This is a genomic window from Halospeciosus flavus, from assembly GCF_029814175.1.
Classification (GTDB): Archaea; Halobacteriota; Halobacteria; order Halobacteriales; family Halobacteriaceae; genus Halospeciosus; species Halospeciosus flavus.
The window spans coordinates 555,874-581,709 of the sequence record NZ_CP122312.1; the positions used below are offsets into that span (position 1 = coordinate 555,874).

At 67.0% G+C, this 25,836-nt stretch carries 32 protein-coding genes and 2 tRNA genes; 18 read left to right on the top strand and 16 right to left on the bottom strand.

The window, feature by feature from the left end; genetic code table 11:
* Positions 1-65: 65 nt before the first annotated feature.
* Entirely contained in the window at positions 66-743 is a 678-nt protein-coding gene (locus P0Y33_RS02630; protein ID WP_279529014.1) for a helix-turn-helix domain-containing protein, read from the bottom strand.
* Between the two features lie 94 nt (positions 744-837).
* Between P0Y33_RS02630 and trmB the strand changes: the two genes are divergently transcribed.
* The gene (trmB, locus tag P0Y33_RS02635; protein WP_279529015.1) at positions 838-1,902 is read left to right on the top strand and encodes an HTH-type sugar sensing transcriptional regulator TrmB; all 1,065 of its coding nucleotides are present in this window, start codon (positions 838-840) and stop codon (positions 1,900-1,902) included.
* Here trmB and P0Y33_RS02640 read toward each other — a convergent pair.
* Positions 1,899-2,759, bottom strand: a complete 861-nt coding sequence (locus tag P0Y33_RS02640; RefSeq protein WP_279529016.1) for a translation initiation factor eIF-2B — start codon at positions 2,757-2,759, stop codon at positions 1,899-1,901. The genes trmB and P0Y33_RS02640 overlap by 4 nt on opposite strands.
* 342 nt (positions 2,760-3,101) lie before the next feature.
* A tRNA-Leu gene (locus P0Y33_RS02645) sits at positions 3,102-3,184 on the bottom strand.
* Positions 3,185-3,311: 127 nt separating this feature from the next.
* On the opposite strand from P0Y33_RS02645, the gene P0Y33_RS02650 reads away from it, so the two are divergent.
* The gene (locus tag P0Y33_RS02650) at positions 3,312-3,779 is read left to right on the top strand and encodes a hypothetical protein (protein WP_279529017.1); all 468 of its coding nucleotides are present in this window, start codon (positions 3,312-3,314) and stop codon (positions 3,777-3,779) included.
* A gap of 12 nt (positions 3,780-3,791) precedes the next feature.
* On the opposite strand, the gene P0Y33_RS02655 is transcribed toward P0Y33_RS02650, so the two are convergent.
* Both P0Y33_RS02655 and P0Y33_RS02660 read right to left on the bottom strand, forming a co-directional pair.
* Positions 3,792-4,571 (bottom strand): histidinol-phosphatase HisJ family protein, encoded by a 780-nt coding sequence (locus tag P0Y33_RS02655; protein WP_279529018.1) that lies wholly within the window; start codon positions 4,569-4,571, stop codon positions 3,792-3,794.
* A gap of 90 nt (positions 4,572-4,661) precedes the next feature.
* Positions 4,662-5,150, bottom strand: coding sequence for a DUF309 domain-containing protein (locus P0Y33_RS02660; RefSeq protein ID WP_279529019.1), 489 nt, complete (start codon positions 5,148-5,150; stop codon positions 4,662-4,664).
* Positions 5,151-5,242: 92 nt separating this feature from the next.
* Between P0Y33_RS02660 and P0Y33_RS02665 the strand changes: the two genes are divergently transcribed.
* The gene (locus tag P0Y33_RS02665; protein WP_328518034.1) at positions 5,243-6,160 is read left to right on the top strand and encodes a M14 family metallopeptidase; all 918 of its coding nucleotides are present in this window, start codon (positions 5,243-5,245) and stop codon (positions 6,158-6,160) included.
* 18 nt (positions 6,161-6,178) lie between these two features.
* On the opposite strand, the gene P0Y33_RS02670 is transcribed toward P0Y33_RS02665, so the two are convergent.
* Positions 6,179-6,619: a UPF0179 family protein gene (locus tag P0Y33_RS02670; protein ID WP_279529020.1), complete on the bottom strand. Its 441-nt coding sequence runs from the start codon at positions 6,617-6,619 to the stop codon at positions 6,179-6,181.
* A 141-nt stretch (positions 6,620-6,760) separates the two neighbouring features.
* On the opposite strand from P0Y33_RS02670, the gene P0Y33_RS02675 reads away from it, so the two are divergent.
* Positions 6,761-7,069: an AAA family ATPase gene (locus tag P0Y33_RS02675; RefSeq protein ID WP_279529021.1), complete on the top strand. Its 309-nt coding sequence runs from the start codon at positions 6,761-6,763 to the stop codon at positions 7,067-7,069.
* Positions 7,070-7,091: 22 nt separating this feature from the next.
* Entirely contained in the window at positions 7,092-7,223 is a 132-nt protein-coding gene (locus P0Y33_RS02680) for a hypothetical protein (protein WP_279529022.1), read from the top strand.
* Here P0Y33_RS02680 and P0Y33_RS02685 read toward each other — a convergent pair.
* The 4 genes from P0Y33_RS02685 to P0Y33_RS02700 form a co-directional block, all read right to left on the bottom strand.
* Complete coding sequence (locus P0Y33_RS02685) at positions 7,220-7,627, bottom strand: DUF5820 family protein (RefSeq protein ID WP_279529023.1); 408 nt, start codon at positions 7,625-7,627, stop codon at positions 7,220-7,222. The genes P0Y33_RS02680 and P0Y33_RS02685 overlap by 4 nt on opposite strands.
* A gap of 127 nt (positions 7,628-7,754) precedes the next feature.
* Positions 7,755-7,871 (bottom strand) — tRNA-Glu (locus P0Y33_RS02690).
* A gap of 50 nt (positions 7,872-7,921) precedes the next feature.
* Complete coding sequence (locus tag P0Y33_RS02695) at positions 7,922-8,617, bottom strand: NUMOD3 domain-containing DNA-binding protein (RefSeq protein WP_279529024.1); 696 nt, start codon at positions 8,615-8,617, stop codon at positions 7,922-7,924.
* A 120-nt stretch (positions 8,618-8,737) separates the two neighbouring features.
* A complete protein-coding gene (locus P0Y33_RS02700) occupies positions 8,738-10,708 on the bottom strand; it encodes a 3-hydroxyacyl-CoA dehydrogenase/enoyl-CoA hydratase family protein (RefSeq protein ID WP_279529025.1) in 1,971 nt (656 codons plus the stop codon).
* Between the two features lie 106 nt (positions 10,709-10,814).
* Here P0Y33_RS02700 and P0Y33_RS02705 point away from each other — a divergent pair, with 106 nt between their 5' ends.
* The 4 genes from P0Y33_RS02705 to P0Y33_RS02720 all read left to right on the top strand — a co-directional run bounded on the left by P0Y33_RS02705 (position 10,815) and on the right by P0Y33_RS02720 (position 12,715).
* Positions 10,815-11,207 carry a DUF2267 domain-containing protein gene (locus P0Y33_RS02705; protein ID WP_279529026.1) on the top strand — a complete coding sequence of 131 codons (393 nt, stop codon included), beginning with the start codon at positions 10,815-10,817 and terminating at the stop codon, positions 11,205-11,207.
* A gap of 63 nt (positions 11,208-11,270) precedes the next feature.
* Complete coding sequence (locus P0Y33_RS02710) at positions 11,271-11,738, top strand: hypothetical protein (RefSeq protein WP_279529027.1); 468 nt, start codon at positions 11,271-11,273, stop codon at positions 11,736-11,738.
* Between the two features lie 24 nt (positions 11,739-11,762).
* A complete protein-coding gene (locus P0Y33_RS02715) occupies positions 11,763-12,356 on the top strand; it encodes a DNA-3-methyladenine glycosylase family protein (protein ID WP_279529028.1) in 594 nt (197 codons plus the stop codon).
* A gap of 98 nt (positions 12,357-12,454) precedes the next feature.
* Positions 12,455-12,715, top strand: a complete 261-nt coding sequence (locus P0Y33_RS02720) for a hypothetical protein (protein ID WP_279529029.1) — start codon at positions 12,455-12,457, stop codon at positions 12,713-12,715.
* On the opposite strand, the gene P0Y33_RS02725 is transcribed toward P0Y33_RS02720, so the two are convergent.
* Positions 12,716-14,050 (bottom strand): RimK family alpha-L-glutamate ligase, encoded by a 1,335-nt coding sequence (locus tag P0Y33_RS02725; RefSeq protein ID WP_279529030.1) that lies wholly within the window; start codon positions 14,048-14,050, stop codon positions 12,716-12,718.
* Positions 14,051-14,164: 114 nt separating this feature from the next.
* On the opposite strand from P0Y33_RS02725, the gene P0Y33_RS02730 reads away from it, so the two are divergent.
* The 9 genes from P0Y33_RS02730 to P0Y33_RS02770 all read left to right on the top strand — a co-directional run bounded on the left by P0Y33_RS02730 (position 14,165) and on the right by P0Y33_RS02770 (position 22,557).
* The gene (locus tag P0Y33_RS02730) at positions 14,165-15,193 is read left to right on the top strand and encodes a succinylglutamate desuccinylase/aspartoacylase family protein (RefSeq protein WP_279529031.1); all 1,029 of its coding nucleotides are present in this window, start codon (positions 14,165-14,167) and stop codon (positions 15,191-15,193) included.
* A gap of 65 nt (positions 15,194-15,258) precedes the next feature.
* Entirely contained in the window at positions 15,259-15,657 is a 399-nt protein-coding gene (gene sdhC, locus P0Y33_RS02735; protein WP_279529032.1) for a succinate dehydrogenase, cytochrome b556 subunit, read from the top strand.
* Positions 15,658-15,659: 2 nt separating this feature from the next.
* Positions 15,660-16,022, top strand: a complete 363-nt coding sequence (locus tag P0Y33_RS02740) for a succinate dehydrogenase hydrophobic membrane anchor subunit (RefSeq protein WP_279529033.1) — start codon at positions 15,660-15,662, stop codon at positions 16,020-16,022.
* 9 nt (positions 16,023-16,031) lie between these two features.
* Positions 16,032-16,877, top strand: coding sequence for a succinate dehydrogenase/fumarate reductase iron-sulfur subunit (locus tag P0Y33_RS02745; protein ID WP_279529034.1), 846 nt, complete (start codon positions 16,032-16,034; stop codon positions 16,875-16,877).
* Between the two features lie 3 nt (positions 16,878-16,880).
* Positions 16,881-18,704 (top strand): FAD-binding protein, encoded by a 1,824-nt coding sequence (locus tag P0Y33_RS02750; RefSeq protein ID WP_279529035.1) that lies wholly within the window; start codon positions 16,881-16,883, stop codon positions 18,702-18,704.
* A 440-nt stretch (positions 18,705-19,144) separates the two neighbouring features.
* Complete coding sequence (locus P0Y33_RS02755) at positions 19,145-19,420, top strand: hypothetical protein (RefSeq protein ID WP_279529036.1); 276 nt, start codon at positions 19,145-19,147, stop codon at positions 19,418-19,420.
* A 57-nt stretch (positions 19,421-19,477) separates the two neighbouring features.
* Complete coding sequence (locus P0Y33_RS02760; RefSeq protein ID WP_279529037.1) at positions 19,478-20,377, top strand: DMT family transporter; 900 nt, start codon at positions 19,478-19,480, stop codon at positions 20,375-20,377.
* Between the two features lie 45 nt (positions 20,378-20,422).
* Entirely contained in the window at positions 20,423-21,199 is a 777-nt protein-coding gene (locus P0Y33_RS02765; RefSeq protein WP_279529038.1) for an HFX_2341 family transcriptional regulator domain-containing protein, read from the top strand.
* A gap of 47 nt (positions 21,200-21,246) precedes the next feature.
* Positions 21,247-22,557 (top strand): 5'-deoxyadenosine deaminase, encoded by a 1,311-nt coding sequence (locus P0Y33_RS02770; protein WP_279529039.1) that lies wholly within the window; start codon positions 21,247-21,249, stop codon positions 22,555-22,557.
* Between the two features lie 78 nt (positions 22,558-22,635).
* Here P0Y33_RS02770 and P0Y33_RS02775 read toward each other — a convergent pair whose 3' ends face one another.
* From P0Y33_RS02775 to purD, 5 genes are all read right to left on the bottom strand, one after another.
* Entirely contained in the window at positions 22,636-22,833 is a 198-nt protein-coding gene (locus tag P0Y33_RS02775; protein ID WP_279529040.1) for a XapX domain-containing protein, read from the bottom strand.
* Positions 22,834-22,893: 60 nt separating this feature from the next.
* Positions 22,894-23,499: a DUF7504 family protein gene (locus P0Y33_RS02780; RefSeq protein WP_279529041.1), complete on the bottom strand. Its 606-nt coding sequence runs from the start codon at positions 23,497-23,499 to the stop codon at positions 22,894-22,896.
* Positions 23,489-23,896 (bottom strand): hypothetical protein, encoded by a 408-nt coding sequence (locus P0Y33_RS02785; protein ID WP_279529042.1) that lies wholly within the window; start codon positions 23,894-23,896, stop codon positions 23,489-23,491. Before P0Y33_RS02785 ends, P0Y33_RS02780 begins: the two co-directional genes overlap by 11 nt.
* An 85-nt stretch (positions 23,897-23,981) precedes the next feature.
* Positions 23,982-24,431, bottom strand: coding sequence for a ferritin-like domain-containing protein (locus P0Y33_RS02790; RefSeq protein ID WP_279529043.1), 450 nt, complete (start codon positions 24,429-24,431; stop codon positions 23,982-23,984).
* A 47-nt stretch (positions 24,432-24,478) separates the two neighbouring features.
* Positions 24,479-25,762: a phosphoribosylamine--glycine ligase gene (gene purD, locus P0Y33_RS02795; RefSeq protein WP_279529044.1), complete on the bottom strand. Its 1,284-nt coding sequence runs from the start codon at positions 25,760-25,762 to the stop codon at positions 24,479-24,481.
* Positions 25,763-25,836 lie beyond the last annotated feature (74 nt).

Sequence of the window (25,836 nt, forward strand, 5' to 3'; positions counted from 1 at the left end):
GGCCCTCGGGCCGATGGGTGTCGAACTCTAGCCGTTCAATGCAGGTGACAGTTCGACTGTAGTATTCACGCCCTTTTACGTGCCCGTGAGTCGCGTTCGACCGACAGGGACTCGCAGACGAGGTTCCGGACAGCCCGTCGGAACCGTTCGGAGGCCGCGTTCGGGGAGACGCCGAGGTCGTCGGCGAGTTCGGCGAGCGACGTCTCGCGCGGGACGTCGAGGTAGCCGCTCTGGACGGCCGCGACGAGGGTGTCGCGCTGGCGGTCGGTGAGGCCGCTGGCCGAGTCGACGTCGGTCTGTTCGTCGAACACACGCCGGAGCGAGAGGTCGAACCCTCGCTCGGCACAGACGTCGCGGAACTCGTCGAAGCCCGCCTGCGAGGGGAAGGCGAGTTCGAACTGCCACCCGTCCCGGGCCGAGGACAGGGCGCGGACGACGCCACCGACCCGGACGAGCGTCGGGTAGATACTCGTCTCGCGGCCGTACTCGGTGAGCGCGAACTGGCAGAGCGAGCGGTCGTCGAGGGTCTCGACGACACAGAAGTCGGTCGCGGTCGGGTCGGCCTCGACGGCGTCGGCGAACCCCGCGGCGTCGCCCTCGACCCAGCAGAGGACGGTCGCACGCTCCGCACCCGGGCGTTCGCCGAGTCCGTCCGTTCGACACCACGTCACCGTCACGTCGGGTGCCTGACGGAGCGCCGTCCGTAGGATGGGGTGGTCGAGGACGAATTCGACGATGAGCATTACTGTCCGTCACGCGATTGTCGAATAAGCGTGTTTCGCAGGGGGTGAACCCACTTCCGAGTGATTAATCAGTGACGTCGCCGTCGATACGGGTATGAGCGACAGGGAACTCGCCCGGACACTCGAACGCATCGGGGAGGCGTTCGACCTCGGCGAGTACGAGATCGAGGCGTACCTCGCGGTGCTCGAACACGGCGAGTTGACCGCCAGCGACATCGCCGACGACACGGACATCCCCCAGCCACGCGTGTACGACACGGTTCGGAGTCTGAGCGACCGCGGACTCGTCGAGATCCGGGAATCCCGGCCGATGAAGGCCGTCGCCATCGACCCCGAGGAGGCGTTCGACAACCTCCAGGCCTCCCTCGACGACCTCGTAGGCGACCTCGAAACCGTCTACACCGCGCCCGCCCGCGAGACGGAGGCCGTCTCGCTGGTGAAGTCGCGTTCGACCATCCTCCGGTACTTCGAGGACGTCATCCAGACCGCGGAGTTCGACCTCTCGCTGTCGCTGACGCCCGCCCTCGTCTCCCGGTTCGAGGGGGTGCTCGCGGACGCCGTCGACCGCGGTGTGAACGTCGAACTCGTTGTCACACCCGCCTCGGAGGCGCCCGACCCCCGAAACTTCGACTACCACCGTATCGCGACGGAGGCGCGCGCGCGTCGCGGCATCACGACGCCGGTCGTCGCCGTCGCCGACGGGAACTACTCCATCTACGCGACCCAGGACGCCATCCGCGAGACCACCGACCGCTACGGCGTCATCTTCAACCGCTCGGCGCTGGGTTTCCTGGTGTCGGGGTTCTTCGGGACAGTCATCTGGACGACCGCCGACACGCCGCTCGTCGAGGACACCGGCGACCGCTCGCTCCCGCGGCGCTACTCGTCGATTCGGCGGTGTGTGAAGGACCTCCGCCGCATCACGAACGGTGAGACGCTGTACGCGACCGTCGAGGGGCGCGACGTCGTCACCGGCGAGTCGCGCGTCGTCACCGGCGAAATCGTCGACGTGGAGTTCATGGAGAGCGAAGAAGTCGCGTCGTTCGTCGTCGAGACCGAGGACGGGCCGGTGCCCATCGGCGGCCGCGTCGCCGCCTACGAGGACGTCGAGGCCCACGAGATCACGCTCGGCAAAGAACCGGAACCCGGGACGTACTAGACGTCGTCTCTGACGCCGTCGTCGGTGACGACGCGGTCGACGAGGCCCGTCGGCGTCGCGTCGTAGGCGGGGTTCGCGACGTCGAACCCCTCCGGTGGTTCGCGAATGACCTCGCTGACCGTCCGGAAGTCGTTTTCGAAGCGGAATCCGCCTTCTTCGACGATTTTGGCGCTCGACCCCGTGACCGTGACGGGGACGTCCGCGTCGGCCGCGGTCGACGCGAGCGGGTAGGTCCCCACGCGGTTGTAGAGCGTGCCGTCGACGATGCAGTCCATCCCGATGAGCACCTTGTCGACGGCCTCGGAGAGGTAGTGGCCGGCGGCGCTGTCGACGATCAGCGTCGGTTCGATGCGGTCGATTTCTCCGAGTTGGCGGGCCGTCTTTCGCCCGAGGTGACGCGGGCGCGCCTCCGTACAGTAGACGTCGAGGTGTTTACCCTCCTGTGCAGCGAGTTCGAGGGCTTCGAGGACGGTCGAGGAGTAGTCGTGGGTGAGGAGCGTCGCCCCGTCCTCGATTTCGTCGGCGGCGTTGCGGGCCGCCGCGTGCTTCCCGCGTTCGACCTCGTCGACGACGCGGTCGATGGCGTCGCGGAGCGCCTCCTGGGCCTCCGCGACCGTCTCGGGGTCGGCGGCCTCGACTGACTCCACGATGTCGCGCTGGGTCGTCACCAGCGAGGCGTGGGAGGGGTTCGCTCGCCGGAGGGCGTTGCTGTTGCGTTCGAGCGTCCGGAGGTACTCCTCGACGGAGGGGTAGTCGCCGTCGAGCAGGTCGCGCAGGGCGTGTGCGGCCTTCACCGCGACGACCGAGGAGGAGTGCGTCCGCATCTCGCGAATCTCCTCGGCGGTCTCGTCGATCATACCCGTGTGGTGCGCCGACGGCGGCAAAGTCTTTTCCACGTCCGGCGGCGTCGCCGGGGCGATGGAGAAACACGTATCTCAGAAATAGGGCTGCATATCTCGCCAACTCGGCGAACAACTCAGTTATGCGGCGGATATACTGGGAAATAGCGCCATATCTCAGTTATCGACGCCATATCTCAGAAGTGGATGACTCGCTGTCGTCGAACACGTGACTACGCGGCGTCGACGTCGCGGAGAAGCGTTTTTGCGAGGGAAGATGCCCCGTGTAGGACGTCTTCCCGCACTCTGGCTCGGCGGTTACACCGCCTCGCGCCGGTGGGCTGTGGCCCACCCAAAGAGTGCGAGGGAAGGGAATCGAACCCTTGAACCTCTACAGGAGCGGATCTTGAGTCCGCCGCCGTTGGCCGCTTGGCTACCCTCGCACGCGTCTCTTGCTAACTCGTCGGCGCTTGAATACGCTTCGCTTCCTCGCCGGTCGGTCGGCCCGCCGCGACGCCCGGACTCGAGACGGCCACAGCACTTTCCGTCGCCTCGGTCGATTGTGGACGTATGGCAGACCCCCAAGTCGTCGCCGCCGGTCTCGGCGCCATGAACCTCTTCGGGACGCTGCTGCTCGGTTGGATCGTCGTCATCGCCGCCGCGATATACGTCACCAATCCCGGCGAGGGCGAGTACGTGAACTACTCGACCATCCCGCTCGCGCTCGTCGGGTCGCTCGGGTTCGCCGCCCTCGCGGCCACGTTCTACCGCGTTCTGCAGGCGGTCGTAGCGGGGTTCCAGCAGGTCCCCGCGAGCGTCCAGCAACTCCAGGGACTCGTCACCGGGTTCGTCGTGCTCACGGGCGCGGTATTCGTCCTCGTCGTGACGAAGCCGCTGGCCGACAGCGTCTCGCCGGCCTTCGAGCGCCGGATGCCCGACGAGCGTCGTGCCGGCTTCGCGGCCTACGGCGCCGCACTCACCGCCGAGTTCGCCCTCGTCGCGGGGCCGACGCTCTTCCTCGTGAACGTGATGCCGTGACGCGACACCGGACTAGGCGAGCGGGGACACCGCTTCGAGTCCGGCGTCGTCGAACCCTTCGGCGAGCGCGGGGACCGCGTCGGTGAGGTCGTCGGGGCGGTGTGAGTCCGTCCCCGGGACGAACTCGACGCCGCGCTCGTCGAGGGCCGCGAGAAACGACGGTTCGGGGTGGAGTTCGCCGTAGTCGCGGAGGACCCGTCCCCCGTTGATCTCGGGGCGGGTGTCGCGCTCCACGAGGGCGTCGGCGACCATCGCGCGGTGGTCGTCGGTCGTGTAGCCGCGGAGTTCGGGCGTCCGTTCGATGCCGTCGACGTGGCCGAGGACGTCGAAGAGCCCCGAGTCGACGAGCGCGACGACGTTCTCGTAGTACCTGTCGACCAGGTCGCGGCACTCGGGCTCGGTCTTCGCGGCGAAGTGCTCGCGGTCGAAGATGCTCGTCCCGTCGAGGTGGTGGACGCTACCGATGGCGTAGTCGAAGTTCGCCTCGTCGAGGAACTCCGCGATGGCGGCTTCGTCGTCGGGGTCGTAGTCCATCTCCACCGCGTCGTGGATAGTGAGGCCGAGTCGCTCGCGAAACGCCTCGATGGCGTCGCGGCGACGCTCGTAGGTCACGTCGAGGTTGAAGCCGAATTCCTTTTTGGTCAGTCGCGCCTCGAACGCGGGCGAGACGTTGCAGTGGTCGGCGAACCCGACCTCGTCGAGACCCGCTTCCTCGGCGGCGGCGAGCATGAAGGGCAACGGCCGGCCGTCGGAGTAGTTCGAGTGGACGTGGAAGTCGGCGGCGAGGGACACGCTCGGCGGTTCGTCGCGCGCCGAGAAAAGTCCACCTCCGGCGTGCGAGTGGGTCACGCGGCGACCGCGTGAGCGCGGGGTCGCCGTGAGTCAGTCGAGGCGGTCGGCGAAGGCGTAATCCTCGGGTCCGGCCTCGACGTGCTCGCCGTCGAGCGTGAGCACCCACCCGTCGACCGTCTCGGGGTCGTCCAGTGCGCGCCGGAGCGTCGTCCGCACCGCGGCGACGTCGACGCCGTAGAAGTCGTCGGGGACGCCGTGGAGGTACTGGAGCGCGGTGTCGAAGAGGCTCCGCATCCCGTCGGGGTTCTCGAAGTCGTCGTACTTGTAGGCGCCCGCGACGACCTGCACCATCCCGTGGCAGAAGGCACTCTCCGTGGTGCCCGACCCGTAGTTGTACCACTCGGCCTCGAAACAGTCGTGCGCCGGGTGGTACGCGCCGGCGTTGTAGAGGCGGACGCCGTGGACCACCGCCCGGCGGAGCGTGCCGTGCTCCCAGCACGCGTCGGCGGGTCGCCAGCCCGTCGGCGTCGTCCGGCCACGCGGCGGGCCGACGGTCGGGTCACGAGTGTGGTCGTCCATCGACCGAGAACAGGAGCGCGAGGCCGGTAACGCTGTCGACGGTCCAGAACAACAATCCACTTGTCCGTCCCTCCCCTAGAGACGAACAGAAAATGCGTGTGACACAGTTGGGTGAAGGCGAGCCCGAAATTGCCGTCGTCGGCGGCGTCCACGGAGACGAGCCGTGTGGTGTGCGTGCCGTCGATCGCCTCGCCGAAGACGAACCCGAGGTCGAACGACCGGTCAAGTTGATCGTCGTCAACGAACGTGCCATCGAGCAGGGTGTCCGCTACGTCGACGCGGACCTCAACCGTTCGTTCACCGAGGAGACGCCGTCGGACGCCCACGAAATTGGGTTGGCTCACGAACTCGCCGACGAAATTCGCGGCTGTACGGTCCTCTCGCTCCACTCGACGCAGTCGCACGCCGACCCGTTCGCCATCTCGGCCGGACTCGGCGACCACGTCCAGGACATCTGCCCGAAGCTCTCGGTCGTCGCACTGGTCGACACCGGCGGGTTCGGCGAGGGGCGAATCTTCGCCGCCGACGCCGACATCGTCGAGGTCGAGGCGGGCCTGCAGGGGTCCGAGACGGCCGCCGAGAACGCCTACACGCTGGCCCGTGAGTTCCTCACGGCCGTCGGGGCGCTCCCGGGCGACGCCGTCGAGCGCGAGTTGCCGGTGTTCGACATGGGCGACCCCATCCCCAAGCCCGACGCCGAGGAGTTCGAGGTGTTCGCGGAGAACTTCCAGAAAGTCGAAGAAGGCGAAGTGTTCGCCGCGGCCGACGGCGAACCGATCGAGGCCGACTTCGACTTCTGGCCGGTGTTGCTCTCGCCGTACGGCTACGAAGAGCAGTTCGGCTACCACGGGTGGCCCCACGAGGAGATGGGTCACTCGCCCTCGGAGGAGACCCGCGAGTCGGCCGTCGCCGAAGCGGAGGCGGAGGCCGACCCGCAGGACGTGGACGCCGACGCGCGTTTCGAGGCCGAATCGGAGGCCGAGACCGGCGCGGAAGTCGAGACGAACTGACGATTTCGGACTCTCTCGCTACTTCTCGGCGGCGAACTCGACCTGCGTGAGTTCCCGGCCGAGTTCGCAGTGGTCGTGGGGTGGTTCGCCGTGGACCTCGACGATCTGCCGTTCTTCGTCGAAGTCGACGCCGAGTGGTTCGCAGTACTCGTGGCTCGGACACTCGGTGTGTGGGCACGGACCCGCGAGTTTCCCCGTGCTCCCGGCGTAGGCCCCCTTCGTGGGGACGTTGACCGTCACGGTCGTCGGTTCGACCTCGACGGCGACGACGCCCTCGTCGTGGACGTTGCAGTCGAGCGTCTGTCCACCCTCGCGGACGTCGACGACTTCGTAGCGGACGCCCTCTTCGAGGGTGAGACACTGTTTCCGGTAGGGACAACCCTCGCAGGCGTCGGCCTCGCCGCGGTAGACGAACTCCGTGCCCTCGTCGGCGAGTCGCGTCCCGAGGAGCGTGATCATGTCGTGGGTTTCGGGGTGGCGATTCGTAAACTCGTCGGGTGGGGGATTCCGAGCTAACGAGCGAAGCGAGGAATCCCCGAATAGCGGGCGGGAGCGAGCACCGCGAGAAGGTTCAAGGACGGACCGGCCGAACCCCGAGACATGGGTCGGTTGGTGTTGTTCTGCGGGCCGCCGGGCGCGGGCAAGACGACCCTCGCCGACCGCGTCGCCGAGCGCCTCCGCGAGGAGGGGTACGCGCCGACCGTCCTCCACTCGGACGACTTCTCGCGGAACACCTACGACCAGCTCGCCGAGCGGGCGGGGGCCGCGCTCGACGCCGGCGACGAACCGGTCGTCGTCGACGGGACGTTCTACGAGCGGGCGCGAGCGCTTCCGAGAACTCGACTCGCCGTTCGTCGTCCACGTTACCGCGGACCTCGACACTTGTCTGCGGCGAAACTGGGAGCGTGAGGAGTCTATCGACGAGGCGGGTGTGCGGACCATCCACCACGCGATGGAGACGGACCCACCGGACGCCGACTTCACCGTCGAGACAGATATTCTGCCCATCGAGACGGCCGTCGACCTGGTCGCCCGGCGGGTGGAGACCTACCTGGAGAACTAGCCGAGGAGGTCGTCGAGTGCGTCGAGGTACGTCTCGCGCGGGACCTGGTACACGTCGTGGACGTCGACCTCGCCGTCGGCGAACGCGCGGGCCGCGTCGACGGCGCCGTCGGCGGCGTCCGCACGGGTCTCGTACTGGCCTTCCAGGTCGCGGACGTGGATCTCGGGTTCGAGTGTGAACGCGACGTACCACCCCTCGGAGGCGGACCCCGGGCGGCGCATCGGTTCTTCGGGTGGCCGACGACTCACGTAGATGGTCGGGAGGCACTCCGCGGGGTAGTCGGCGCCGTCGAAGACGTCCGGACGGAAGACGAGGACCGCCCGGCCGTCCCCTTCGTCGGACCAGACCCGCCACGACTCGGGGAGGGCCGCGAACGCCGCCGTCGTAGACTCGCCGTCGGTCATGGCTTCGGGTTGGGTGTACGGACGGTTAAGCGAAGCGTCGCAAGCCGCGAGTGTGCGGGTGAGTGTGAGGACACGAGACCCCCCAGATGTAGAGTGCTCTTCGGGGGACAGACGTCGGAGAGAATGATGCTCGGTCGGGGATTTGAACCCCGGTCATCGGCTGTCTTCACGGCGGGGTTTATTTCAACCCTTTCTTCCGCCGTACGAAAGGCCGAAATGATTGGCCGGACTACACCAACCGAGCTTGCGACCGGGTACGTCCCGGCTACACTCCAATCGATGGCCGGGTGGAACTTAAGCCTCACTAATTCGGTCGGGGATGCTATCCATTGGCGCATACTCTTCAATCGCGCCCCACTCCGCCCGGATGTGACACGGTCGACAGAGGAGAACGAGATTCTCGTCGAAGTGGGCGTCCGAGGGGTCGTGGTCGTCGGACTCGATGAATAGCCGCACAGGTGCGAGGTGATGGACGTCCAGCAAGTGGTCCGAGCCGTCGTTTCCACAGTGCTGACAGACCTCGTCACGGTCGCGAACGCGTTCTCTGGCCTCGGTCCAACCCGAACCGTAGTAGAGGCCGTGCCCTCCCCGCCACGCGGGATTCTTCTCACCGGCAGTCGACTCGCTCATCTTCCGTCGGGTCTCCGCGGACTTCTCCCGGCCTTCGAGCGTCTCGGAGATCTTCGTTCGGACGTCCTCGGGGAGCGTCGTACCACGGTGTGCGGCGGCGATGCGTTCGCGCCACGCGTCGTCGACGTCGCGGCCCGTCAGCGACGCGGAGATCTTCGCCTTCGTCTCCTCGCTTCGAGTCTCGCCGTAGAGGCCGTGGTTCTCGCCGCGGACGTCGCGCGTCTCGACGCCGAATCGGTCCATGTACTTCCGGATCGTCCGCGGTGAGACGGCACACTCGTCGGCGATCTGCTTCTGGGTCCACCCCTCGCGGTGGTACTTCTGTTCGAGCCACCACCCGTTCCGGTAGCGCGTGACCATGCCGGTCGCTCGACCGAGTCCGACAAATCGCTTCTTCAAAAATTCGGACAGTACACGCCCGTTACTCCGTTCTAAACCGTTACCCGCCTCCGGGTAGGGTACCTCTCCGAATGGCGACAGTTACTCCCCCTCGAACTCGGGTTCGCGGTCGCCCATGAAGGCGGTGATGCCCTCCATGAGGTCTTCGGTGTTCATCAGTTGGCCGAACGCCTGGGCCTCGGCTTCGAGACCGGCTTCGGTGCTCTCGCGGCCGACGCGCATCGCGCGTTTCGTGTAGCGCTGGGCGATGGGCGGGCCGGCGGCGAGGTTCGTCGCGAGGTCCATCGCCTCGTCTTCGAGTTCGTCGTTCCCGACGACGCGGTTGACGAAGCCGTACTCCGCCATCGTCTCGGCGTCGAAGCGTTCGCCGGTGAAGATGATCTCCTTCGCGCGCCCCTCGCCGACGACGTGGCGGAGTCGCTGGGTGCCACCCCACCCGGGGAGGAGTCCGAGGTTGTGTTCGGGTTGGCCGAACGTCGAGCGGACGCTCGCGACGCGGAGGTCCGCGCAGGTGGCGAGTTCCATGCCGCCGCCGAGGCAGTAGCCGTCGATGCCCGCGACGACCGGGTGGTCGGACTCTTCGAGGCGGCCGAAGACGCGCTGGCCCTTCCGTGAGAGTTCGACGGCGTCGACGGGGTCGGCGCTGCCGGCCATGCTCTGGACGTCCGCGCCCGCGGAGAAGGCTTCCGACCCCGCGCCCGTGACGAGGATCGCGCGCACGGCGTCGTCGGCTTCGAGCACGTCGACCGCCGTCTCGAACTCGTCGAGGAGTTCCTCGCTGATGGTGTTCATCCGGTGTTGGCGGTCGAGTTCGACGTGGCCGACGCGCCCCTCGACGTCGACCGAGACGGTGTTGAACGACTGCTCGATGCCCTCCTCGCTCACTTCGTGGTGGAAGTACTCCCCACTGGTCGCGAGGTGGACGAGGTGTTCGTTGGCGGCGTAGCGGGCCGCCCCCGTCGTGTTGTGTCGGTCCGCGAGCGTCTCGTAGAGGTCGAGGAGTCCGTGCTCGTCGGCGAGTTTCGCGGGTCCTTCGGGGAAACCGGCGCCGAGCATCAGCGCCTCGTCGATCACTTCGGGTTCGGCGACGTCGGCGTCGACGAGTTTGGCCACCTCGTTGGCCATCACGGCGACGAGTCGCGACTCGACGTCCTCGCGGCCGGCGTTCGTCGGAATCTCGGGTTCGCTCTCCTCGTAGTCGTAGAAGCCCTCGCCCACTTTCTGCCCGAGTTCACCGGCGTCGGCTTTCTCTTCGAGGAGCGGGCAGGGTTCGTAGGCGTCGCCGAGGACCTCGTGCATGTAGTGGAGGACGTCGACGGCGATGTCGATGCCGACCTGGTCGGCGAGTTCGAAGGCGCCCATCGGCAGTCCCACGTCGTACTTGACGGTGCTGTCGACCTCGTCGATGGTCGCGTCACCCTCGTGGACCATCCACGCCGCCTCGTTGAGGAGCGGGATGAGCACCCGATTGACGACGAATCCGGGTTCGTCCTCGTGGACGCGAACCGGCGTCTTCCCCATGGCGCGGGCGAGGTCTTCGGTGAGTTCGAGCGTCTCCTCGTGCGTGTGCGCGCCCGAGATGACCTCGACGAGTTGCATCCGGATGGGCGGGTTGAAGAAGTGCATCCCGCAGAACTGCTCGGGCCGGTCCGTCACCTCGGAGAGTTCCGTGACGGACAGCGAAGAGGTGTTGGTCGCGAAGACGGCGTCGTCGGGGGCGTGCTGTTCGACCTCCCGGTAGACGTTCTTCTTGAGGTCCATCTTCTCCGGGACGGTCTCGACGACGAACTCCGCGTCGCCGACCGCCGCCTCCAGGTCGACCAGCGGGGTGACGCGGGCGAGGGCGGCCTCGGCCTCGTCGTGGGAGATCTGATCGTTGTCGGCGAGTTTCTCGAGCGACCACTCGATCTGTTCGTACCCCTGCTGGACGAACTCTTCTTTGATGTCGCGGAGGGTCACGTCGAACCCGGCGAGTGCGGCGACTTCGGCGATACCGTGGCCCATGCTCCCGGCTCCGAGCACGGCGATGGTCTCGATGTCCTCGACGTCCATACGGTGACGTGCCCGCGGCAGCGGATTGAAGGTTTTCCCCGACGAAGTCGGGCGGGCATTAGACTCATCCACCCTCCCTTCGATGCTCCGAGTGGACTCCCCACCCATGACCATGCTCGTAGACGCAGTCCGTCGACACGCGGAGTACGAGTCGGACGAGGAAGCCCGCGACGCGGTCGAGGCGGTCCTCGCCGCACTCGACCGCCGTATCGCGAAGGGAGAGGTGCAAGACCTGGTCGAGGCCCTCCCCCAGAAGTGGGAGGTGCCCGACCGCGAGGAGGTACCCGAGGAGGCGACCCCGCTCGACCAGGACGAGTTCGTCGAGTACGTCGCCGAGCGTGCGGGCGTCGACCGCGAGCGCGCGTACGACTACGTCGAAAGCGTCTTCGGCGGGATGGCCGACGTCGCGCCCGAGGAGTTCGACCGGGCGGCTACGCAGTTCTCGCCCGACTACGAGCGCCTGCTCGTCGACGTGGACATCGAGGTCTCGCTGGAGTAGCGTCGCGACGTCCGGTCCCTCGGGGCCACGAATCTTGAAGCCGTCCGGAGGCGAAGGTGGCCCATGGACCGTTCCGTCCCCGTTTCGTTCGCCCTCCTCGGTCTCTTGCTCGGCGCCGAGTCACAACTCGCCGGCTACGCCCCCGTCTTCCTCCCCAGTGCGACGGCGTTGCGCGTCGGTCTCTTCCTCGGTCTCCTCGGCTTCGTGACCTTCCTCGTCGGGACCGTCGGGGCGGTCGTCCTCGGGTGGTGGACCGCGCCCCGCGACTCGCTCCCCGACGAGTACGGCGAGTTCACGCTCGTCGTCGGTGTCTCGTACGGTGTCGGCGCGCTCGTCGGAGCGGGACTCGCACTCGTAGCGGTCCCCATCTCCATCGCCGGTGCGTTCCTCGGCCTCCTGGTGAGTGTCGGCTACCACGTCCTGACGGGCGCCGTCTCGACGGCGTTCCTCGCGCTCGCCGGCGCTGCGGTCGGCTACTTCGGTCGCGTCGACGCGGGGACCGGCGCTCCCGAACGCGAGCGAAAGACGTAGTTCCGCCGACGCCTAGAGTCGAACGTGACCGACACGGACGACGCCGCCTACGAGTTCCTGCGCGACGACGACCTGCTCGGACCGGTCGTCGCGGAACACGGCCCGCTGACCATCGAACCGGCAGACGACTTCTTCGAGCGCTTCGTCACCTCCATCACCAACCAGCAGGTGTCGATGGCGGCCGCGGCGTCCATCCGCGAGTCGCTCTTCGACGCGGTCGAGGTGACGCCGGAAGGAATCCTCGCCGCCGACGACGAGACGCTCCGCGAGGCGGGACTCTCGTCACAGAAGACCCGATACGTGAACAACGTCGCCGAGGCGTTCGTCGAGCGCGGCTACTCGAAGGAGTACTTCGAGGGGATGGACGACGACACCGTCCGCGCGGAACTCACGTCCATCACGGGCGTCGGCGAGTGGACCGCGGACGTCCAGCTCGTGTTCTCGCTGGGGCGCGAGGACGTCTTCCCCGTGGGCGACCTCGGTATCAGGAAAGGGATGTACGTCGTCCTCGGCGACGACGACTACACCCGCGGTGAGTTGCGGGAGGCGGCCGAGCGGTGGTCGCCGTACCGCTCCTACGCGAGTCGGTACCTCTGGCGCGTCGAAGACGAGTACTGAGCGGCCGGTACTTCGGTTCCTCGACGTTCCGACGTTCCAACCAGTCCGGGCCGGGTGAGGGTGGCGCTTCTTACGGCGTCGTGGCGAACACGTAGACGATGGCCGAGGCGTGGCTCTGGTACTTCGCACTCATGGTGGGGACCGCGTGGGTCGGGTACGTGCTCGCCCGGGAGTACGACGGGGTCCTCAGACCCTTCTACGAGCGCGGGAGCATCCTCCTGTGGCTCGGTCGGGCCGTGCTCGTCGTCGGGTGGCTCGTCTACTTCGCGAAGATGGGGTCGGACGGATTGCTCGGCGGCGTCGTCGTCGCGGTCCTCGCGGGCGCGTACGCCCGATTTGCCGCGACCGACGAGTCCTGACTACTCTTCGTTCGCTTCGGGGGCTTCCTCTTCTTCGACCGTCCGACCGACGTCGACCTGGTAGTGTTTGAGGATGTCGCGGCCGAGGATCATCGGGTAGGACATGTGGCTGCGGTCTTCGAGGCTGGCCGCGACGGTGTGGCGGTCACCGCCGATGCCGACGACGATGTCGACGACCGGGCGGGACTTGCCCTTCTTGACGCTGCCCGATCGGACCTTCGTCATGCTCTTGATGGGGCCGGCGCCGATTTTGGCGGCGAGGCGGGTGTCGATGCTCGTCCGCGAGGCGCCGGTGTCGGACTTCGCGACGACGCGCTCGCTGCCGGAGGTCCCGCTGAGGACGACCTCTTCGGTGTAGCCGATGGGCTTGGGTTCGGTCGTCGTGTCGGGGAGCGCACGCTTGGGGATGCCGGTCGGCCGGGAGTCGTCGAGGGTGCCCGAGAGGCGTTCGACCTCCGCGGGGTCGACGGTGCCGCCGGCGCGCTCGATAGCGAGTTGGGCGATGTAGGGGGCGGGACTCGTCCCCGTCGCCTCGAACAGACCCTTGAAGCCCGCGGTGGGGTTCACTTCGAGGACGTAGAAACCGTCGTCGCCCTCGACGAGGTCGACGCCCGCGTAGTCGAGTCCGAGCACGTCGGAGGCGTCGAGCGCCATCTCGACGGCCGTGTCGGGGAGGTCGCTGACGCCCTCGACGGCGCCGCCGAGCGCGACGTTCGTCCGCCAGTCGTTATCGGGGGCGTAGCGGCGCATCGACCCGACGATCTCGTCGCCGACGACGTAGATACGGAGGTCGCGGTGGCGGTCCTCGTCGCGGTCGATGAGACTCTGGAGGAAGGCGTAGCGCTCGCCGACGATGGGCGTGACGTTCTCCTCGCCGGAGATCTTCCACGTCCCGCCGCCGTGCGTCCCGATGGCGGTCTTGTAGACGACCTCCTCGCCGTACTTCGCCTTCGAGTCGTTGAGGATGTCGGCGTCGAGTGCGAGCAGGGCGTCGGGGACACGGATGTCGTTGTTCGCGAGTTCCGTCGCGGCCGCGAACTTGTGGAACGCGGTCAGGACGTTCGTCGGACGGTTGAGCATCGGCCGGACGCCCTCGAAGGTCTTCGCGAGCCCCAGCAGTTCGCAGGGCTGTTCGGTGTTCGAGAGGAGCATCCGGTTGGCGATGATGTCGACGTTCGGCGTGAGTGAGACCTGCCCGTCCTCGATCTCGACCGCGACGTTCTCCTCGCGGAGCCACCGTCCCTCGTGACCCAGCGCCTCGACCGCGTTGAGAATCGCTTTCGTCTCCTTGCTGTTGTGTAGGCTCAACACGCCCACCGAAGCCGTATCGCTCATAGTGTCTCGTCACACGGCGCCGATAAAACGATGCCGGATACTCGCGAGAGAGTGGACCGGGTCGGCCAGCGAGTTCCCCGACGGTCTTTTCCCGTCGCCGAGCGGAGAGGGGGTATGGCTGACGCCGAGGGGGCGTTCACGTACAACGGCGGTCGTGTCGACCCCGGCGAGACGCAGAACCTCCGGTACAGTATCAGCGAGACGTACCTCGGCGACCCCGTCCGTGTTCCCGTCACCATCGTCAACGGTGAGGAACCGGGTCCGACGATGTTCCTCTCCGCCGCCGCGCACGGCGACGAACTCAACGGCATCGAGGTGGTCCGGGAGGTGGCCCAGGAGTGGGAACACCGCAACCTCCACGGGACGCTCGTCTGTCTGCCCGTCCTGAACGTGCTGGGCTTCCTCGCCCAGCAGCGCTACCTCCCCGTCTACGACCGAGACCTCAACCGCTCGTTCCCCGGAAAGCCGGGCAGCACGAGCGCCAAGCGGGTCGCCCACCAACTCTTCCAGAACTTCATCGAACCCTGCGACTTCGGCCTCGACTTCCACACGTCGACGCGCGGGCGCTCGAACATGCTCCACGTCCGCGGCGACATGGACGACCAGGGGACCGCGCGCCTCGCCCGCTCGTTCGGCGCGAACGTCATCCTCGACAGCCAGGGACCGACCGGCACGCTCCGGCGCGAGGCCAGCGAGGCAGGCGTCCCGACCATCACTATCGAGATGGGTGAGGCCCACCGCTTCCAGCGGCGGTTCATCGACGCCGCGCTCGACGGCGTCGCGAGCGTGATGGCCGAGTACGGTCTCCACCCGGCCGAACCGGTCAACTGGCCGGGGTGGCGTACCGTCATCGAGAAGGGCGAGAAGACGTGGCTGCGCGCGGACGCGGGCGGTCTCGTCGAGACCCACTACGAACAGGGCGACCTCGTCGAAGCCGGGGAGGTGGTCTGCTCCATCACGAACCCGTTCAAGACCGACAGCGTCGACGTCGAGGCACCCTTCACCGGGTTGCTCGTCGGCGTCCTCGAGAACCCGGTCGTCTACCCGGGTAACCCCATCTGCCACCTCGTCGAACTCGGCGAGGAGATACAGCGGGCGTACCTCCGGAATCGGACCGGTACGATGCCCGAGCGGCCGAGTTGAGGGGTGTGGCAACCTGCGCCTCGCTTAGTAACTACTATGTGCGGAGGGTCCCCACCCTCGAACGTATGAGTCAGTCGTACGACCGGGGCCTCGTCGAGGACTTCGGCCGGTGGCGGGAGTTTTCCGCCGGCATGTGGGCTTGGATCTTTCACAAGTTCACGGGTTGGGTCCTCATCGGGTACCTGTTCACCCACATCTCGGTATTGAGTACGGCTCTCAGCGGTGCGGAGGCGTACACGACGACCCTCCACACCCTCGAGAGTCTGCTCGTGGTGCGCGTCCTCGAGGTCGGTCTCCTCGCGGTCGCCGTCTTCCACATCCTGAACGGCATCAGACTTCTCTTCATCGACCTCGGGATCGGTCTCGACCTCGAGACGGAGAAGAAGAGCTTCTACGCGTCGCTGATCCTCACCGGGATCATCGTCGTCGCGAGCGTTCCGACGTTCCTCGCGGGGGTGGCCTGACGATGGCCGAGCGCCACTCCTCGTTCAACTACGGGAGTACCCTGTGGTTCCTCCAGCGCGTCACCGCGGCGTTCCTCGTCGTGGTGCTGGCGTTCCACTTCTTCCTCCTGCACTTCGTCAACCACGCCTACGAGATCACGTTCGCGGGCAGCCAGTTCCGCATGCAGCAACTCGGCTACTTCGCGACGATGATCCTCTTCCTCGGGACGGCGACGTTCCACGGGACGAACGGCATCTACAACGCCCTCATCAACCAGGGCATCGACGGGACGCAGAAGACGGCGGCCAAGTGGATCCTGGTCGTCGCCGGCGTCCTCCTCTTCGTCCAGGGGATTCGTGTCGCACTCGCCTTCACGGGGGTCTAACTCCAACTCATGAGCACGCAAGAACCCGAATCCGGTACCGAATCGCCGCAGGCGCAGCGTCTCGAACGCAAAGAACAGCGCAAACAAGAGCGCGAGGCCGCCGAGTCGGAGGCGGCCGCCGAGGTGGAGGGGAAGACTGTCACGCTGAAGGTCTTCCGCTACGACCCCGAGATCGCGGACAAACAAGAGCCGCGTTTCGACACGTTCCACGTTCCCTTCGAGGAGGGGATGACCGTCCTCGACGCACTCATCTACGCACGCGACCAGTTCGACTCGTCGCTGACGTTCCGCCACTCCTGCCGGCAGGCGGTGTGTGGCTCCGACGCGCTGTTCATCAACGGGAGCCAGCGACTCGGCTGTCAGACGCAGATCTCCGACCTGAACAACTCCGAGGTCGTCCGCGTCGAGCCACTCCCCCACCGCGACGTCGTCAAGGACCTCGTCGTGGACATGGAGCACTTCTACGAGCAGATGCACGCCGTCGACCCGTTCTTCGACCCGGACGAGGAACCCGACGGCGAGCAACTCCAGTCCCGCGAGAACCGCGAGAAGGTCAAGATGTCGACGCGGTGTATCTGGTGTGGGGCCTGTATGTCCTCCTGTAACATCGCCGCGGGCGACAACGAGTACCTCGGCCCGGCGGCCATCAACAAGGCCTACCGCTTCTACTTCGACGAACGCGAGGGCGAGGAGAAACAGCAGGAGCGTCTAGAGATCATCGAACAGGAACACGGCGTCTGGCGCTGTCAGACGCAGTTCTCCTGTACGACGGTCTGTCCGAAGGACATTCCGCTCACCGAGCACATCCAGGAGCTGAAACGCGAAGCGGTCAAGTCTAACCTGAAGTTCTGGTAAACTATGTACGAACACGACGTGATCGTGGTCGGCGCCGGTGGGGCGGGTCTCCGCGCCGCCATCGCCGCCCACGAAGAAGGGGCCGACGTGGCCATCGTGACGAAACTCCACCCCGTCCGCTCGCACACCGGTGCGGCGGAGGGCGGCATCAACGCGGCGCTCCGCGAGGGCGACTCGTGGGAGGACCACGCCTACGACACGATGAAGGGCGCGGACTACCTCGCCGACGCCCCCGCCGCGGAGACGCTCGCGAAGGACGCACCCGAGAACGTCATCCAACTGGAGAACTGGGGGATGCCCTTCTCCCGCGAGGACGACGGGCGCGTCTCGCAGCGACCGTTCGGTGGCCTCTCGTTCCCCCGCACCACGTACGCGGGCGCCGAGACCGGACACCACCTCCTCCACACGCTCTACGAGCAGGTCGTCAAACGCGGCATCGAGGTGTACGACGAGTGGTACGTCACCAACCTCGCCGTCACCGACGAGGACGACCCGACCGAGCGGAGTTGTCACGGCGCCGTCGCCTACGACGTGAAGACGGGCGAGATCGCCGGCTTCCGCGGTCGGGACGGCGTCATCCTCGCCACCGGTGGCGCGGGCCAGGTGTTCGACCACACCACCAACGCCGTCGCCAACACCGCCGACGGTGTCGCGATGGCCTACCGCGCGGGCGTCCCCATGGAGGACATGGAGTTCGTCCAGTTCCACCCGACCACCCTCCCCTCGACCGGGGTCCTCATCTCCGAAGGTGTCCGCGGTGAGGGCGGGATCCTCTACAACGCCGAGGGCGAACGCCTCATGTTCGAGTACGGCTACGCGACCAACGACGGCGAACTCGCCTCCCGCGACGTCGTCGCGCGTGCCGAACTCACCGAGATCAACGAGGGTCGCGGCATCGACGACGAGTACGTCCACCTCGACATGCGCCACCTCGGTCCCGAGCGCATCAAGGACCGCCTGGAGAACATCCTCCACCTCGCCGAAGACTTCGAGGGCGCCGACGGTCTCGAAGAGCCGATGCCGGTCAAGCCCGGCCAGCACTACGAGATGGGCGGCATCGAGACGAACGAGCACGGACAGACGTGCGTCGACGGTCTCTACGCCGTCGGCGAGTGTGCGTGTGTCTCCGTCCACGGCGGCAACCGCCTCGGCGGGAACGCGCTGCCCGAACTCATCGTGTTCGGTCGCCGCGCGGGCTACCACGCGGCCGGCAAGGACCTCGGCGAACCCGAGATCAACGTCGGTAAGCAGGGCGACGACGTCGAGGTAAGCGACGAGCAGTACCCCGTCGAGTCCGACCTCGCCGAGACCGCGGAGAGTGCGGTCGTCTCGGGCGACAGCCCCGACGACGTCGTCGACACGGCCGTCGAAGCCGAGACCGAGCGCATCGAGCGCCTCCTCGAGAAAGAGGAGGGCGTCAACCACGCGGACGTTCGCGCGAACGTCCAGCAGACGATGACGGCCAACGTCAACGTCTTCCGCGAGGAGGGTGCGCTCGAAGACGCACTCGAAGACGTCCGCGAGGCGCGCGAGCGCTACCAGGACGTCTACGTCCAGGACACCTCCCGGACGTTCAACACCGACCTCCAGCACACGCTGGAGACGCGCAACATCATCGACGCTGCCGAGGCCATCACGATGGGTGCGCTCGTCCGTGACGAGTTCCGCGGCGCCCACTGGCGCAAGGAACACCAGGAACGCAAGGACGAGGAGTGGCTCAAGCACACCCTCGTCTCGTGGAACGACGGCCAGCCCGAGATTTGGTTCCGGCCGGCGCTCCTCGAAGGCGAGAGCAAGACCTACGAGCCGAAAGAGCGCTCCTACTAGAGGACCTTTTGCCGGGCGCGCTTCGCGCGCTGGCAAAAACTCTACCAAAAGCACCGTTGGAGCAAGCACCAACGAGCCTTCGCGCGAGTGAATCGGCGACCTACCGGGCACTCCGTGCCACTCGGTCGCCGAATGCTGGCCGCGCGGTCTACTCGGCCGCCCAAGGCGGAGTTGAGTCGAACACTTCACGAATCGTTCACCTGTCTCTTCTGCTATCGTAGGGGTTGTAGGCCCGTCTCACCGCCGAATAGCTTCCCCCTTAATAGCCATCCACTCCGCCGAAGTTTGAAGTACGAAGACGGGACCACTGCGTGGCGTGCGGTAGGAGTAGCCGGTCGGGGCGGGATTCGGAGACGGCGACGCACTCTCGACCGGAGTGGAGCGGTTGCGTCGTCAGTCCGCAACAACGGCTTTAGTGACTCCGTTCGACGGTCCGGACGATGGACGAGACCGACCGCCACTGGCTGACCGTCGGCGGCGTCGCCGCGCTCCTCGCGTTCGTCGCCGGTCCGGTCGCACTCGCCGCCTTCGAACTCCGCTTCGTCCTCGGGTTCGTCGTCGGTGTCGGTGCACCGCTGTTCTTCGGTGTCGTCGCCGTCGCCTGCGCCGTTCCCCTGATGCAGAGTCGCGAGCGACGCGCAGCCATCGCGCTCGCGGTCGGTGGTGCCGTCGCGACGGCCGTGGGAGCCACCTACGGATTCGTGCAGGTCTTCTGAACGGTAACGACCGTAACGAGGACACTTTCTCCGCCGTCTGGTCCCGACGTCGAGTCGATGCCCGAGACGCTCCGCTGTTCTGCACACACGCGTGCGGTCGCCGTCGCCCTGTTCGTCACTGTGCTCTGGTCGTCCTCCTACGTGCTCGTCGAAGTCGGACTCCGGAGCATCCCGGCGCTCACGTTCGCGGGGCTCCGGTACGGTCTCGCCGCCGTCGTCCTCGTGGCGGCGATGGGGTACCGCGGTGACCACCGCGCGCTCCGCGAGGCGTCGGGCCGCGACTGGGACGTGCTGGTCGTCCTCGGTGTGTTGCTCTACGCGCTCACGCAGGGCGCCCAGTTCGTCGCGCTCCAGCACCTCCCGCCCGCGACGGTGAGTCTCGTCCTCACGTTCACGCCGATCGTCGTCGCCGTCCTCTCGTTTCCGCTCCTCGGCGAGTTGCCGAACGGCCGACAGCTCGGTGGTATCGCGCTCCTCTTCGTCGGCGTCGCGGCCTACTTCCACCCGTTCACCGTCCCCGCCAGCGAAGTGTTCGGACTCGCGGTGATGGGAGTCGGCCTCCTCGGAAACGCGCTGGCCGCAGTGTTCGGCCGCGAGGCGAACCGTGACGCACACCTCCCCTCGCTCGCGGTGACCGCCGTCAGCACGAGCGTCGGCGCCGCGCTCCTCCTCGGGACCGGTCTGCTCACACAGGGGCTCCCGACACTCGGCGTCGACGAGTGGGCCATCGTCGGGTGGCTCGCCGTCGTGAACACGGCGTTCGCGTTCACGCTGTGGAACCGCTCGCTCCAGCACCTCTCGGCCGTCGAGTCGAGCGTCGTCAACAACACGATGCTCGTACAGGTCGGGGCGTTCGGGTGGGTCTTCCTCGGAGTGTCGCTCACCCCACTCGACGTCGCCGGGATGGTGCTCGTGACGGTCGGTGTGGTGGGCGTACAGGTCGCCGGCCGTCGGTGAGGACAGTAACGGACAATCTTTACTGTCCGCCGGCGACCGTCAGGTATGCCCGCAGACCCACCGGTCACCGAGCGCGTCCACGTCGTCCCCCTGGGCTTCGAGTACGCTCGGCTCCGACAGCCAGTCGTCGACTGGAAAGCCGACGCCGTCGTCGCGGTCGAGCACGCCGGTAGCGACGCCACCATCCCGTACCTCGACGAGTTCCTCGCCGAACTCGACGCCGACGAACGCGTCGACCTGGTGGTGCGGTCGTGCGACATCTTCGACCTCTACGACGCCCTCGGGACCATCGCCGCGGCCATCGACGACTACCCCGACGACGAGGTGTTCGTCAACCTCTCCGCCGGGAGCAAGATCACGGCCATCGCGGGGATGATCGCGTGCATGGCGACGGGTGCACGACCCATCTACGCCCGACCAGACTACGGACCGGACGCCGAACACGTCCCCGAGGAGCCACTCCACAGCGACGTCGACGAGGTGTTCGAACTGCCGACCTACCCGATCGACCGGCCGTCGGAGACGCTCGTCACGTGTCTGTCCCACATCGACGAGGCCGACGGGGAGGCGGGGACGGGGCGCTACCGCGGGGTGAGCAAGGGCGACCTCGTCGACTTCGTCCAGGCCGAGGGGTTCGACTTCGTCGCCACCTCGAACGCGACGACGCGGAAGGGCTACTACCGCCTCCTCGACTCTCACGTGGTCGGACCGCTCCGCGAACGCGGGTGGGTCGACGTCGAACGAGTCGGCCGCGAGAAGTACCTCACGCTCACGCCCGAGGGCGAGCGGACGCTCCGTGCCTTCCGCTACCTGCTCGAGTGACCGGAGAGAGCAAACTATTTCCGGGGGCTAGAGCGAGCTGAACCGGTATGTTACTCGCGGGAACTGTCGTCGTCGACTCCGAGACCGTCCTCGACGACGGCGCAGTGGTCGTCGAGAACGACCGAATCGTCGCCGTCGGGCGTCGGGCAGACCTCGTCGACGCCTACGCCGACCACGAGCACCGGACGTTCGACCTCCTCCTCCCGGGACTCGTCGGCGGGCACGTCCACTCGGTGCAGTCGCTCGGGCGCGGCATCGCCGACGACACCGCCCTGCTCGACTGGCTGTTCGACTACGTCCTGCCGATGGAGGGGTCGATGGGCGCGGAGGCGATGCGGACGGCCGCGACGCTCGGCTACCTGGAGTGCCTCGAGTCGGGGACCACCACGGTCGTCGATCACCTCTCGGTCCACCACGCAGACCAGGCGTTCGAGGCGGCCGGCGAGGTCGGCATCCGCGGGCTCCTCGGGAAGGTCATGATGGACAAGGACTCGCCCGACCGACTGGAGGAGTCCACGCAGGAGGCCCTCGACGAGAGCGAACGTCTCATCCGAGAGTACCACGGGAGTCACGACGACCGGATTCGCTACGCGGTGACTCCCCGGTTCGCGGTGAGTTGCACCGAAGCGTGTCTCCGCGGCGCGCGCGACCTCGCCGACCGCTACGACGGCGTCCGCATCCACACCCACGCCAGCGAGAACCGCGACGAGATCGCGACCGTCGAGAAGGAGACGGGGATGCGCAACGTCCACTGGCTCGACGAGGTCGGTCTCACCGGAGAGGACGTGGTGCTCGCTCACTGCGTCTGGACCGACGAGGCCGAGCGCGAGGTCCTCGCCGAGACCGGGACCCACGTCGTCCACTGCCCGTCGTCGAACATGAAACTCGCCTCGGGCGTCGCGCCCGTCACCGACTACCTCGACCGGGGCATCAACGTCGCGCTGGGCAACGACGGCCCGCCCTGCAACAACACCCTCGACGAGTTCACCGAGTTGCGCCAGGCCTCTCTCCTCCAGAAAGTCGAGGGTCTCGACCCGACGACGCTCCCCGCCGACGAGGTGTTCGAGATGGCGACCCGCAACGGCGCGCGGGCCGCGGGCTTCGAGCGCGTCGGGGAACTCCGCGAGGGGTGGAAGGCGGACGTCGTCGGCCTCTCGACGGACGTCACGCGGGCGACGCCGGTCGCCGACGTGCTCTCGCACCTCGTCTACGCGGCCCACGGCGACGACGTCGTGTTCACGATGGTCGACGGCGAGGTCCTGTACGAGGACGGCGAACACGTCGGCGTCGACGCGGCGGCCGTCCGCGAACGGGCGAGTGAGTTGGCCGCAGACATCCGAGATCGGGTGGGGTCGTAGGTCGGTCCGCGCAGGCCGAGCGCCGCGAGCAAGTCGTAGCCCACGACCTTTTCCTGCGCTCGCTTCGCTCGCGGGCGGTCAGCGCAGGCCGAGCGCCGCGAGCAAGTCGTAGCCCACACCGAGGTACTCGATCAGTTTGTAGCCGACGTAGATTCCCACGATTCCCATGATTCCGGCGACGTTCGGCGGCGCGGGTATGGGGATTCGCAGGAAGCCGAACGCCGCGCCGGTAGCTACGCCGGTCAGGAGAGCGAGGGCCACGAGAGTCGTGTTCACGGTGGCTCCTTGGGACGTGGACGTGACGAAAGGTTCGGTTCACGACGCCCGACGGGCACGCTAACGGGAGGTGACGTCGTAGGTCCCGTCCGGTTCGACCTCGACGACCGTGTCCATAATCGACTTGAAGAGTTGGACGGTCTGCTGGTCGTAGGCGCTCGGATCGAGGTGGAAGTGGACGGTTCCGCCGGCCGCGAGGAAGTACTGGGTGACGACCCGGGCGAATCGGTAGACGACACTCGTCTCCGCGTACATCAGCAGAGTCGAGAGAGCGTCGAAACAGACGGAGATGTGGACGGTGCCCTCCTCTCGCTGGAGGTCGCCGAGTTGGCGCTGAAGTTTGATGCCGAGACCGGTCAGGTCTCCGGGGTTGGCGTTCTCGACTTCGACGAAGTCGGGGAGGTCCGCCGCGGCCACGTCGGCCGCCTGCTCGGCGACGTTGATGACGACCAGTTGCTTCGGGTTGTCCTCGGCGTGTTCGGTCCACGTCTTGACCGGACTCTTGACGGACTGCGCGTCGGTAATCTTCACGACGTACGTGTCTTCCAGCGGGTCTCGGGAGAGGAGGTCCGTACACGCTTCTTTCGTCCCCTCGTCGAACACCTCGCCGAGGACGAGAACCGTCGGTGCGTCGTCGACGTAGGGTCCGATATCTTCAGTGTGCATCGATTGCGTCCTCTAGCTTCTCGACGACGGTGTCTATGGGACCGTGGTCGACGACGCACGCGAACAGCGCCCGGTCGTCGTCGAAGATGCGAACGAAGAGTTGGTTCTCCGTCTGTGTGACGAACAGGTGTGCCTCGCCTGCCTGCGGGACGAGTGCGGTGTACGCGTCTCGTTCGAGCAGGTCGGCTCTGAGGAAACTCTCGACGGTCGACATCCGATCGAGATACCCTCCCTCGCCGTCGTACTCGTCGAGGACCTCGTCGGAGACGTAGAGGTGCTCGAACGAGTCGTCGTCGAACTCGGCGAGGATGCGGAGGTCGTGTTTGACCTCGTCGCGGAACACCCGAACGAGGGCGTCGACGTCGACGCCGAAGATCGATGACTCGTTCTGGATCATACGTAACTATTGGCGCCGTCCGTGAATAATCCGGCGGGCGAAATCAGAACGTATAGCGGTCGAGACGGCGCCGTTCCAGCGACTCCTACTCGGCGTACTCCTTGCGGAAGCCACGGAACTCGGAGCGGTGGGCCTCCTCGTCGGCTAGGAGCGTGACCGCGAGGTCCTCGGTCACGGGGTCGTCGGCCTCCTCCGCGGCGTCGATGAGCGCGCGGTAGGTGGCGATGGCGTCCTCTTCGGCTTCGAGGACGCCCTCGATGACCGAGAGCACGTCGGTCGTGTCCTCGGGTGGTTGGAGGGTGAGTTGGTGTGCCTCGAAGTCGGCCGAGGCGGGCGGCGCCTCGTCGAGTTGCTTGAGGCGCTCGCCGAGTTGCTCGGCGTGACCGAGTTCCTCCTGGATGTCCTGCTGGAGGGATTCTTTGATCTCCTCGGCGCGGACGCCGTCGAGGACGATGGAGTTGGTCATGTAGTTCATGACCGTCTCGATCTCGTCCTGGTACGCCTTCTTGAGCAGCCGAGTAACTTCCTCGGACATACGCGACACTTCTCACGCCCCCTACTTAGGCCTAGGCGCGGCGACCGTTAGCGCCGCAACTCTTCGACGTGGTCGATACGCGACTGGACGAGTTCGGGTTTCCCGATGTCGTGGCGAATGCGGAATCCCTCGTCGACGCCGGCGAGCGCGTCTTCGGCGACCTGTTCGGCCTCGGAGATGGTGTCGCCTAGGCCGACGACCGCGAACGAGCGAGAGGTCGTCGTGTAGATGCCGTCCTCGCGGGCGTCGACGCTCGCGTAGAAGAGGATGGCGTCCTCGGGGACGGACTCCTCGTCGACGGTGACCTCGGCGCCGGCCTCGGGTTCGGTCGGGTAGCCGGCGGGGACGGCGTACTTACAGACGGTCGCGCGCTCGTAGAACTCCAGGTCGGGTAGGTCCGCGCCGTCGCGGGCCGCGGTGAGGACGTCGATCAGGTCGCTCTCCAGTACCGGGAGCGTGTTCATCGCCTCGGGGTCGCCGAAGCGGGCGTTGAACTCGACGACCTTCACACCCTCCGCGGTGAGCATGAACTGGCCGTAGAGGATACCGCGGTAGTCGTCGAGGGCGTCGACGGTCGCCTCGACGACGTCGACCGCCTCGCGGTAGTCGTCCCGCGTCATGAACGGGAGTTCGTAGGCGGCGGCAGTGTAGCTCCCCATCCCACCAGTGTTCGGCCCCTCGTCGCCCTCGTAGGCGCGCTTGTGGTCCTGGACGGCCGGCGTCGGTTGGACGTCGCCGTTCGCGACGAACGCTTGGACGGTGAACTCCTCGCCGACGAGGCGCTCCTCGACGACCCACTCGTCGTAGTCGGCACCGCGGACGTAGGACGCGGCTTCGTCTTTCGTCACCTGGTCGCCGGTGACACGGACGCCCTTCCCACCGGTCAGTCCCGCGGGCTTGACCGCGACGTCGCCGTCGTGTTCCTCGACGAACGTGGCGGCCGCCTCGGCGTCCTCGAAGGTGGCGAACTCCGGCGTGCCGGGGATGTCGTGCTCGGCCATGAACTCCCGCTGGAACGCCTTGTCCGTCTCGATGCGGGCCTGTGCCTCGCGCGGGCCGAACGCGTAGATGCCGGCGTCTTCGAGGGCGTCGACGACGCCCGCGGCGAGCGGTGCCTCGGGACCGACGACGACGAGGTCGGCCGCCACGTCCTCGGCGTAGGCGACGACGGCGTCGGGGTCCGTCTCGTCCAGCGTCTCGAAGCCGTCGGCGAGACGGTCGATTCCCGGATTGCGGTTGCTCGCACAGGCGTACAACTCGACGTCGGGCAGGGCGCGCGCGATGGCGTGCTCGCGGCCGCCGCCGCCGACGAGCAGGACGGTTTCGGTCATGGGCGAAGAGTATGCTCAAGAGAGTGTAAAGGTTGCTGTTGCAGTGGCCAGGAGTATGCACATGCCTGTGTATC

Bases quoted from the DNA above. Each gene is read 5' to 3' on its own strand.
- P0Y33_RS02630 (WP_279529014.1), bottom strand. From the start codon at position 743: ATGCTCATCGTCGAATTCGTCCTCGACCACCCCATCCTACGGACGGCG.
- trmB (WP_279529015.1), top strand. From the start codon at position 838: ATGAGCGACAGGGAACTCGCCCGGACACTCGAACGCATCGGGGAGGCG.
- P0Y33_RS02640 (WP_279529016.1), bottom strand. From the start codon at position 2,759: ATGATCGACGAGACCGCCGAGGAGATTCGCGAGATGCGGACGCACTCC.
- P0Y33_RS02650 (WP_279529017.1), top strand. From the start codon at position 3,312: ATGGCAGACCCCCAAGTCGTCGCCGCCGGTCTCGGCGCCATGAACCTC.
- P0Y33_RS02660 (WP_279529019.1), bottom strand. From the start codon at position 5,150: ATGGACGACCACACTCGTGACCCGACCGTCGGCCCGCCGCGTGGCCGG.
- P0Y33_RS02665 (WP_328518034.1), top strand. From the start codon at position 5,243: ATGCGTGTGACACAGTTGGGTGAAGGCGAGCCCGAAATTGCCGTCGTC.
- P0Y33_RS02670 (WP_279529020.1), bottom strand. From the start codon at position 6,619: ATGATCACGCTCCTCGGGACGCGACTCGCCGACGAGGGCACGGAGTTC.
- P0Y33_RS02675 (WP_279529021.1), top strand. From the start codon at position 6,761: ATGGGTCGGTTGGTGTTGTTCTGCGGGCCGCCGGGCGCGGGCAAGACG.
- P0Y33_RS02685 (WP_279529023.1), bottom strand. From the start codon at position 7,627: ATGACCGACGGCGAGTCTACGACGGCGGCGTTCGCGGCCCTCCCCGAG.
- P0Y33_RS02695 (WP_279529024.1), bottom strand. From the start codon at position 8,617: ATGGTCACGCGCTACCGGAACGGGTGGTGGCTCGAACAGAAGTACCAC.
- P0Y33_RS02700 (WP_279529025.1), bottom strand. From the start codon at position 10,708: ATGGACGTCGAGGACATCGAGACCATCGCCGTGCTCGGAGCCGGGAGC.
- P0Y33_RS02705 (WP_279529026.1), top strand. From the start codon at position 10,815: ATGACCATGCTCGTAGACGCAGTCCGTCGACACGCGGAGTACGAGTCG.
- P0Y33_RS02710 (WP_279529027.1), top strand. From the start codon at position 11,271: ATGGACCGTTCCGTCCCCGTTTCGTTCGCCCTCCTCGGTCTCTTGCTC.
- P0Y33_RS02720 (WP_279529029.1), top strand. From the start codon at position 12,455: ATGGCCGAGGCGTGGCTCTGGTACTTCGCACTCATGGTGGGGACCGCG.
- P0Y33_RS02725 (WP_279529030.1), bottom strand. From the start codon at position 14,050: ATGAGCGATACGGCTTCGGTGGGCGTGTTGAGCCTACACAACAGCAAG.
- P0Y33_RS02730 (WP_279529031.1), top strand. From the start codon at position 14,165: ATGGCTGACGCCGAGGGGGCGTTCACGTACAACGGCGGTCGTGTCGAC.
- sdhC (WP_279529032.1), top strand. From the start codon at position 15,259: ATGAGTCAGTCGTACGACCGGGGCCTCGTCGAGGACTTCGGCCGGTGG.
- P0Y33_RS02740 (WP_279529033.1), top strand. From the start codon at position 15,660: ATGGCCGAGCGCCACTCCTCGTTCAACTACGGGAGTACCCTGTGGTTC.
- P0Y33_RS02745 (WP_279529034.1), top strand. From the start codon at position 16,032: ATGAGCACGCAAGAACCCGAATCCGGTACCGAATCGCCGCAGGCGCAG.
- P0Y33_RS02750 (WP_279529035.1), top strand. From the start codon at position 16,881: ATGTACGAACACGACGTGATCGTGGTCGGCGCCGGTGGGGCGGGTCTC.
- P0Y33_RS02755 (WP_279529036.1), top strand. From the start codon at position 19,145: ATGGACGAGACCGACCGCCACTGGCTGACCGTCGGCGGCGTCGCCGCG.
- P0Y33_RS02760 (WP_279529037.1), top strand. From the start codon at position 19,478: ATGCCCGAGACGCTCCGCTGTTCTGCACACACGCGTGCGGTCGCCGTC.
- P0Y33_RS02765 (WP_279529038.1), top strand. From the start codon at position 20,423: ATGCCCGCAGACCCACCGGTCACCGAGCGCGTCCACGTCGTCCCCCTG.
- P0Y33_RS02770 (WP_279529039.1), top strand. From the start codon at position 21,247: ATGTTACTCGCGGGAACTGTCGTCGTCGACTCCGAGACCGTCCTCGAC.
- P0Y33_RS02780 (WP_279529041.1), bottom strand. From the start codon at position 23,499: ATGCACACTGAAGATATCGGACCCTACGTCGACGACGCACCGACGGTT.
- P0Y33_RS02785 (WP_279529042.1), bottom strand. From the start codon at position 23,896: ATGATCCAGAACGAGTCATCGATCTTCGGCGTCGACGTCGACGCCCTC.
- P0Y33_RS02790 (WP_279529043.1), bottom strand. From the start codon at position 24,431: ATGTCCGAGGAAGTTACTCGGCTGCTCAAGAAGGCGTACCAGGACGAG.
- purD (WP_279529044.1), bottom strand. From the start codon at position 25,762: ATGACCGAAACCGTCCTGCTCGTCGGCGGCGGCGGCCGCGAGCACGCC.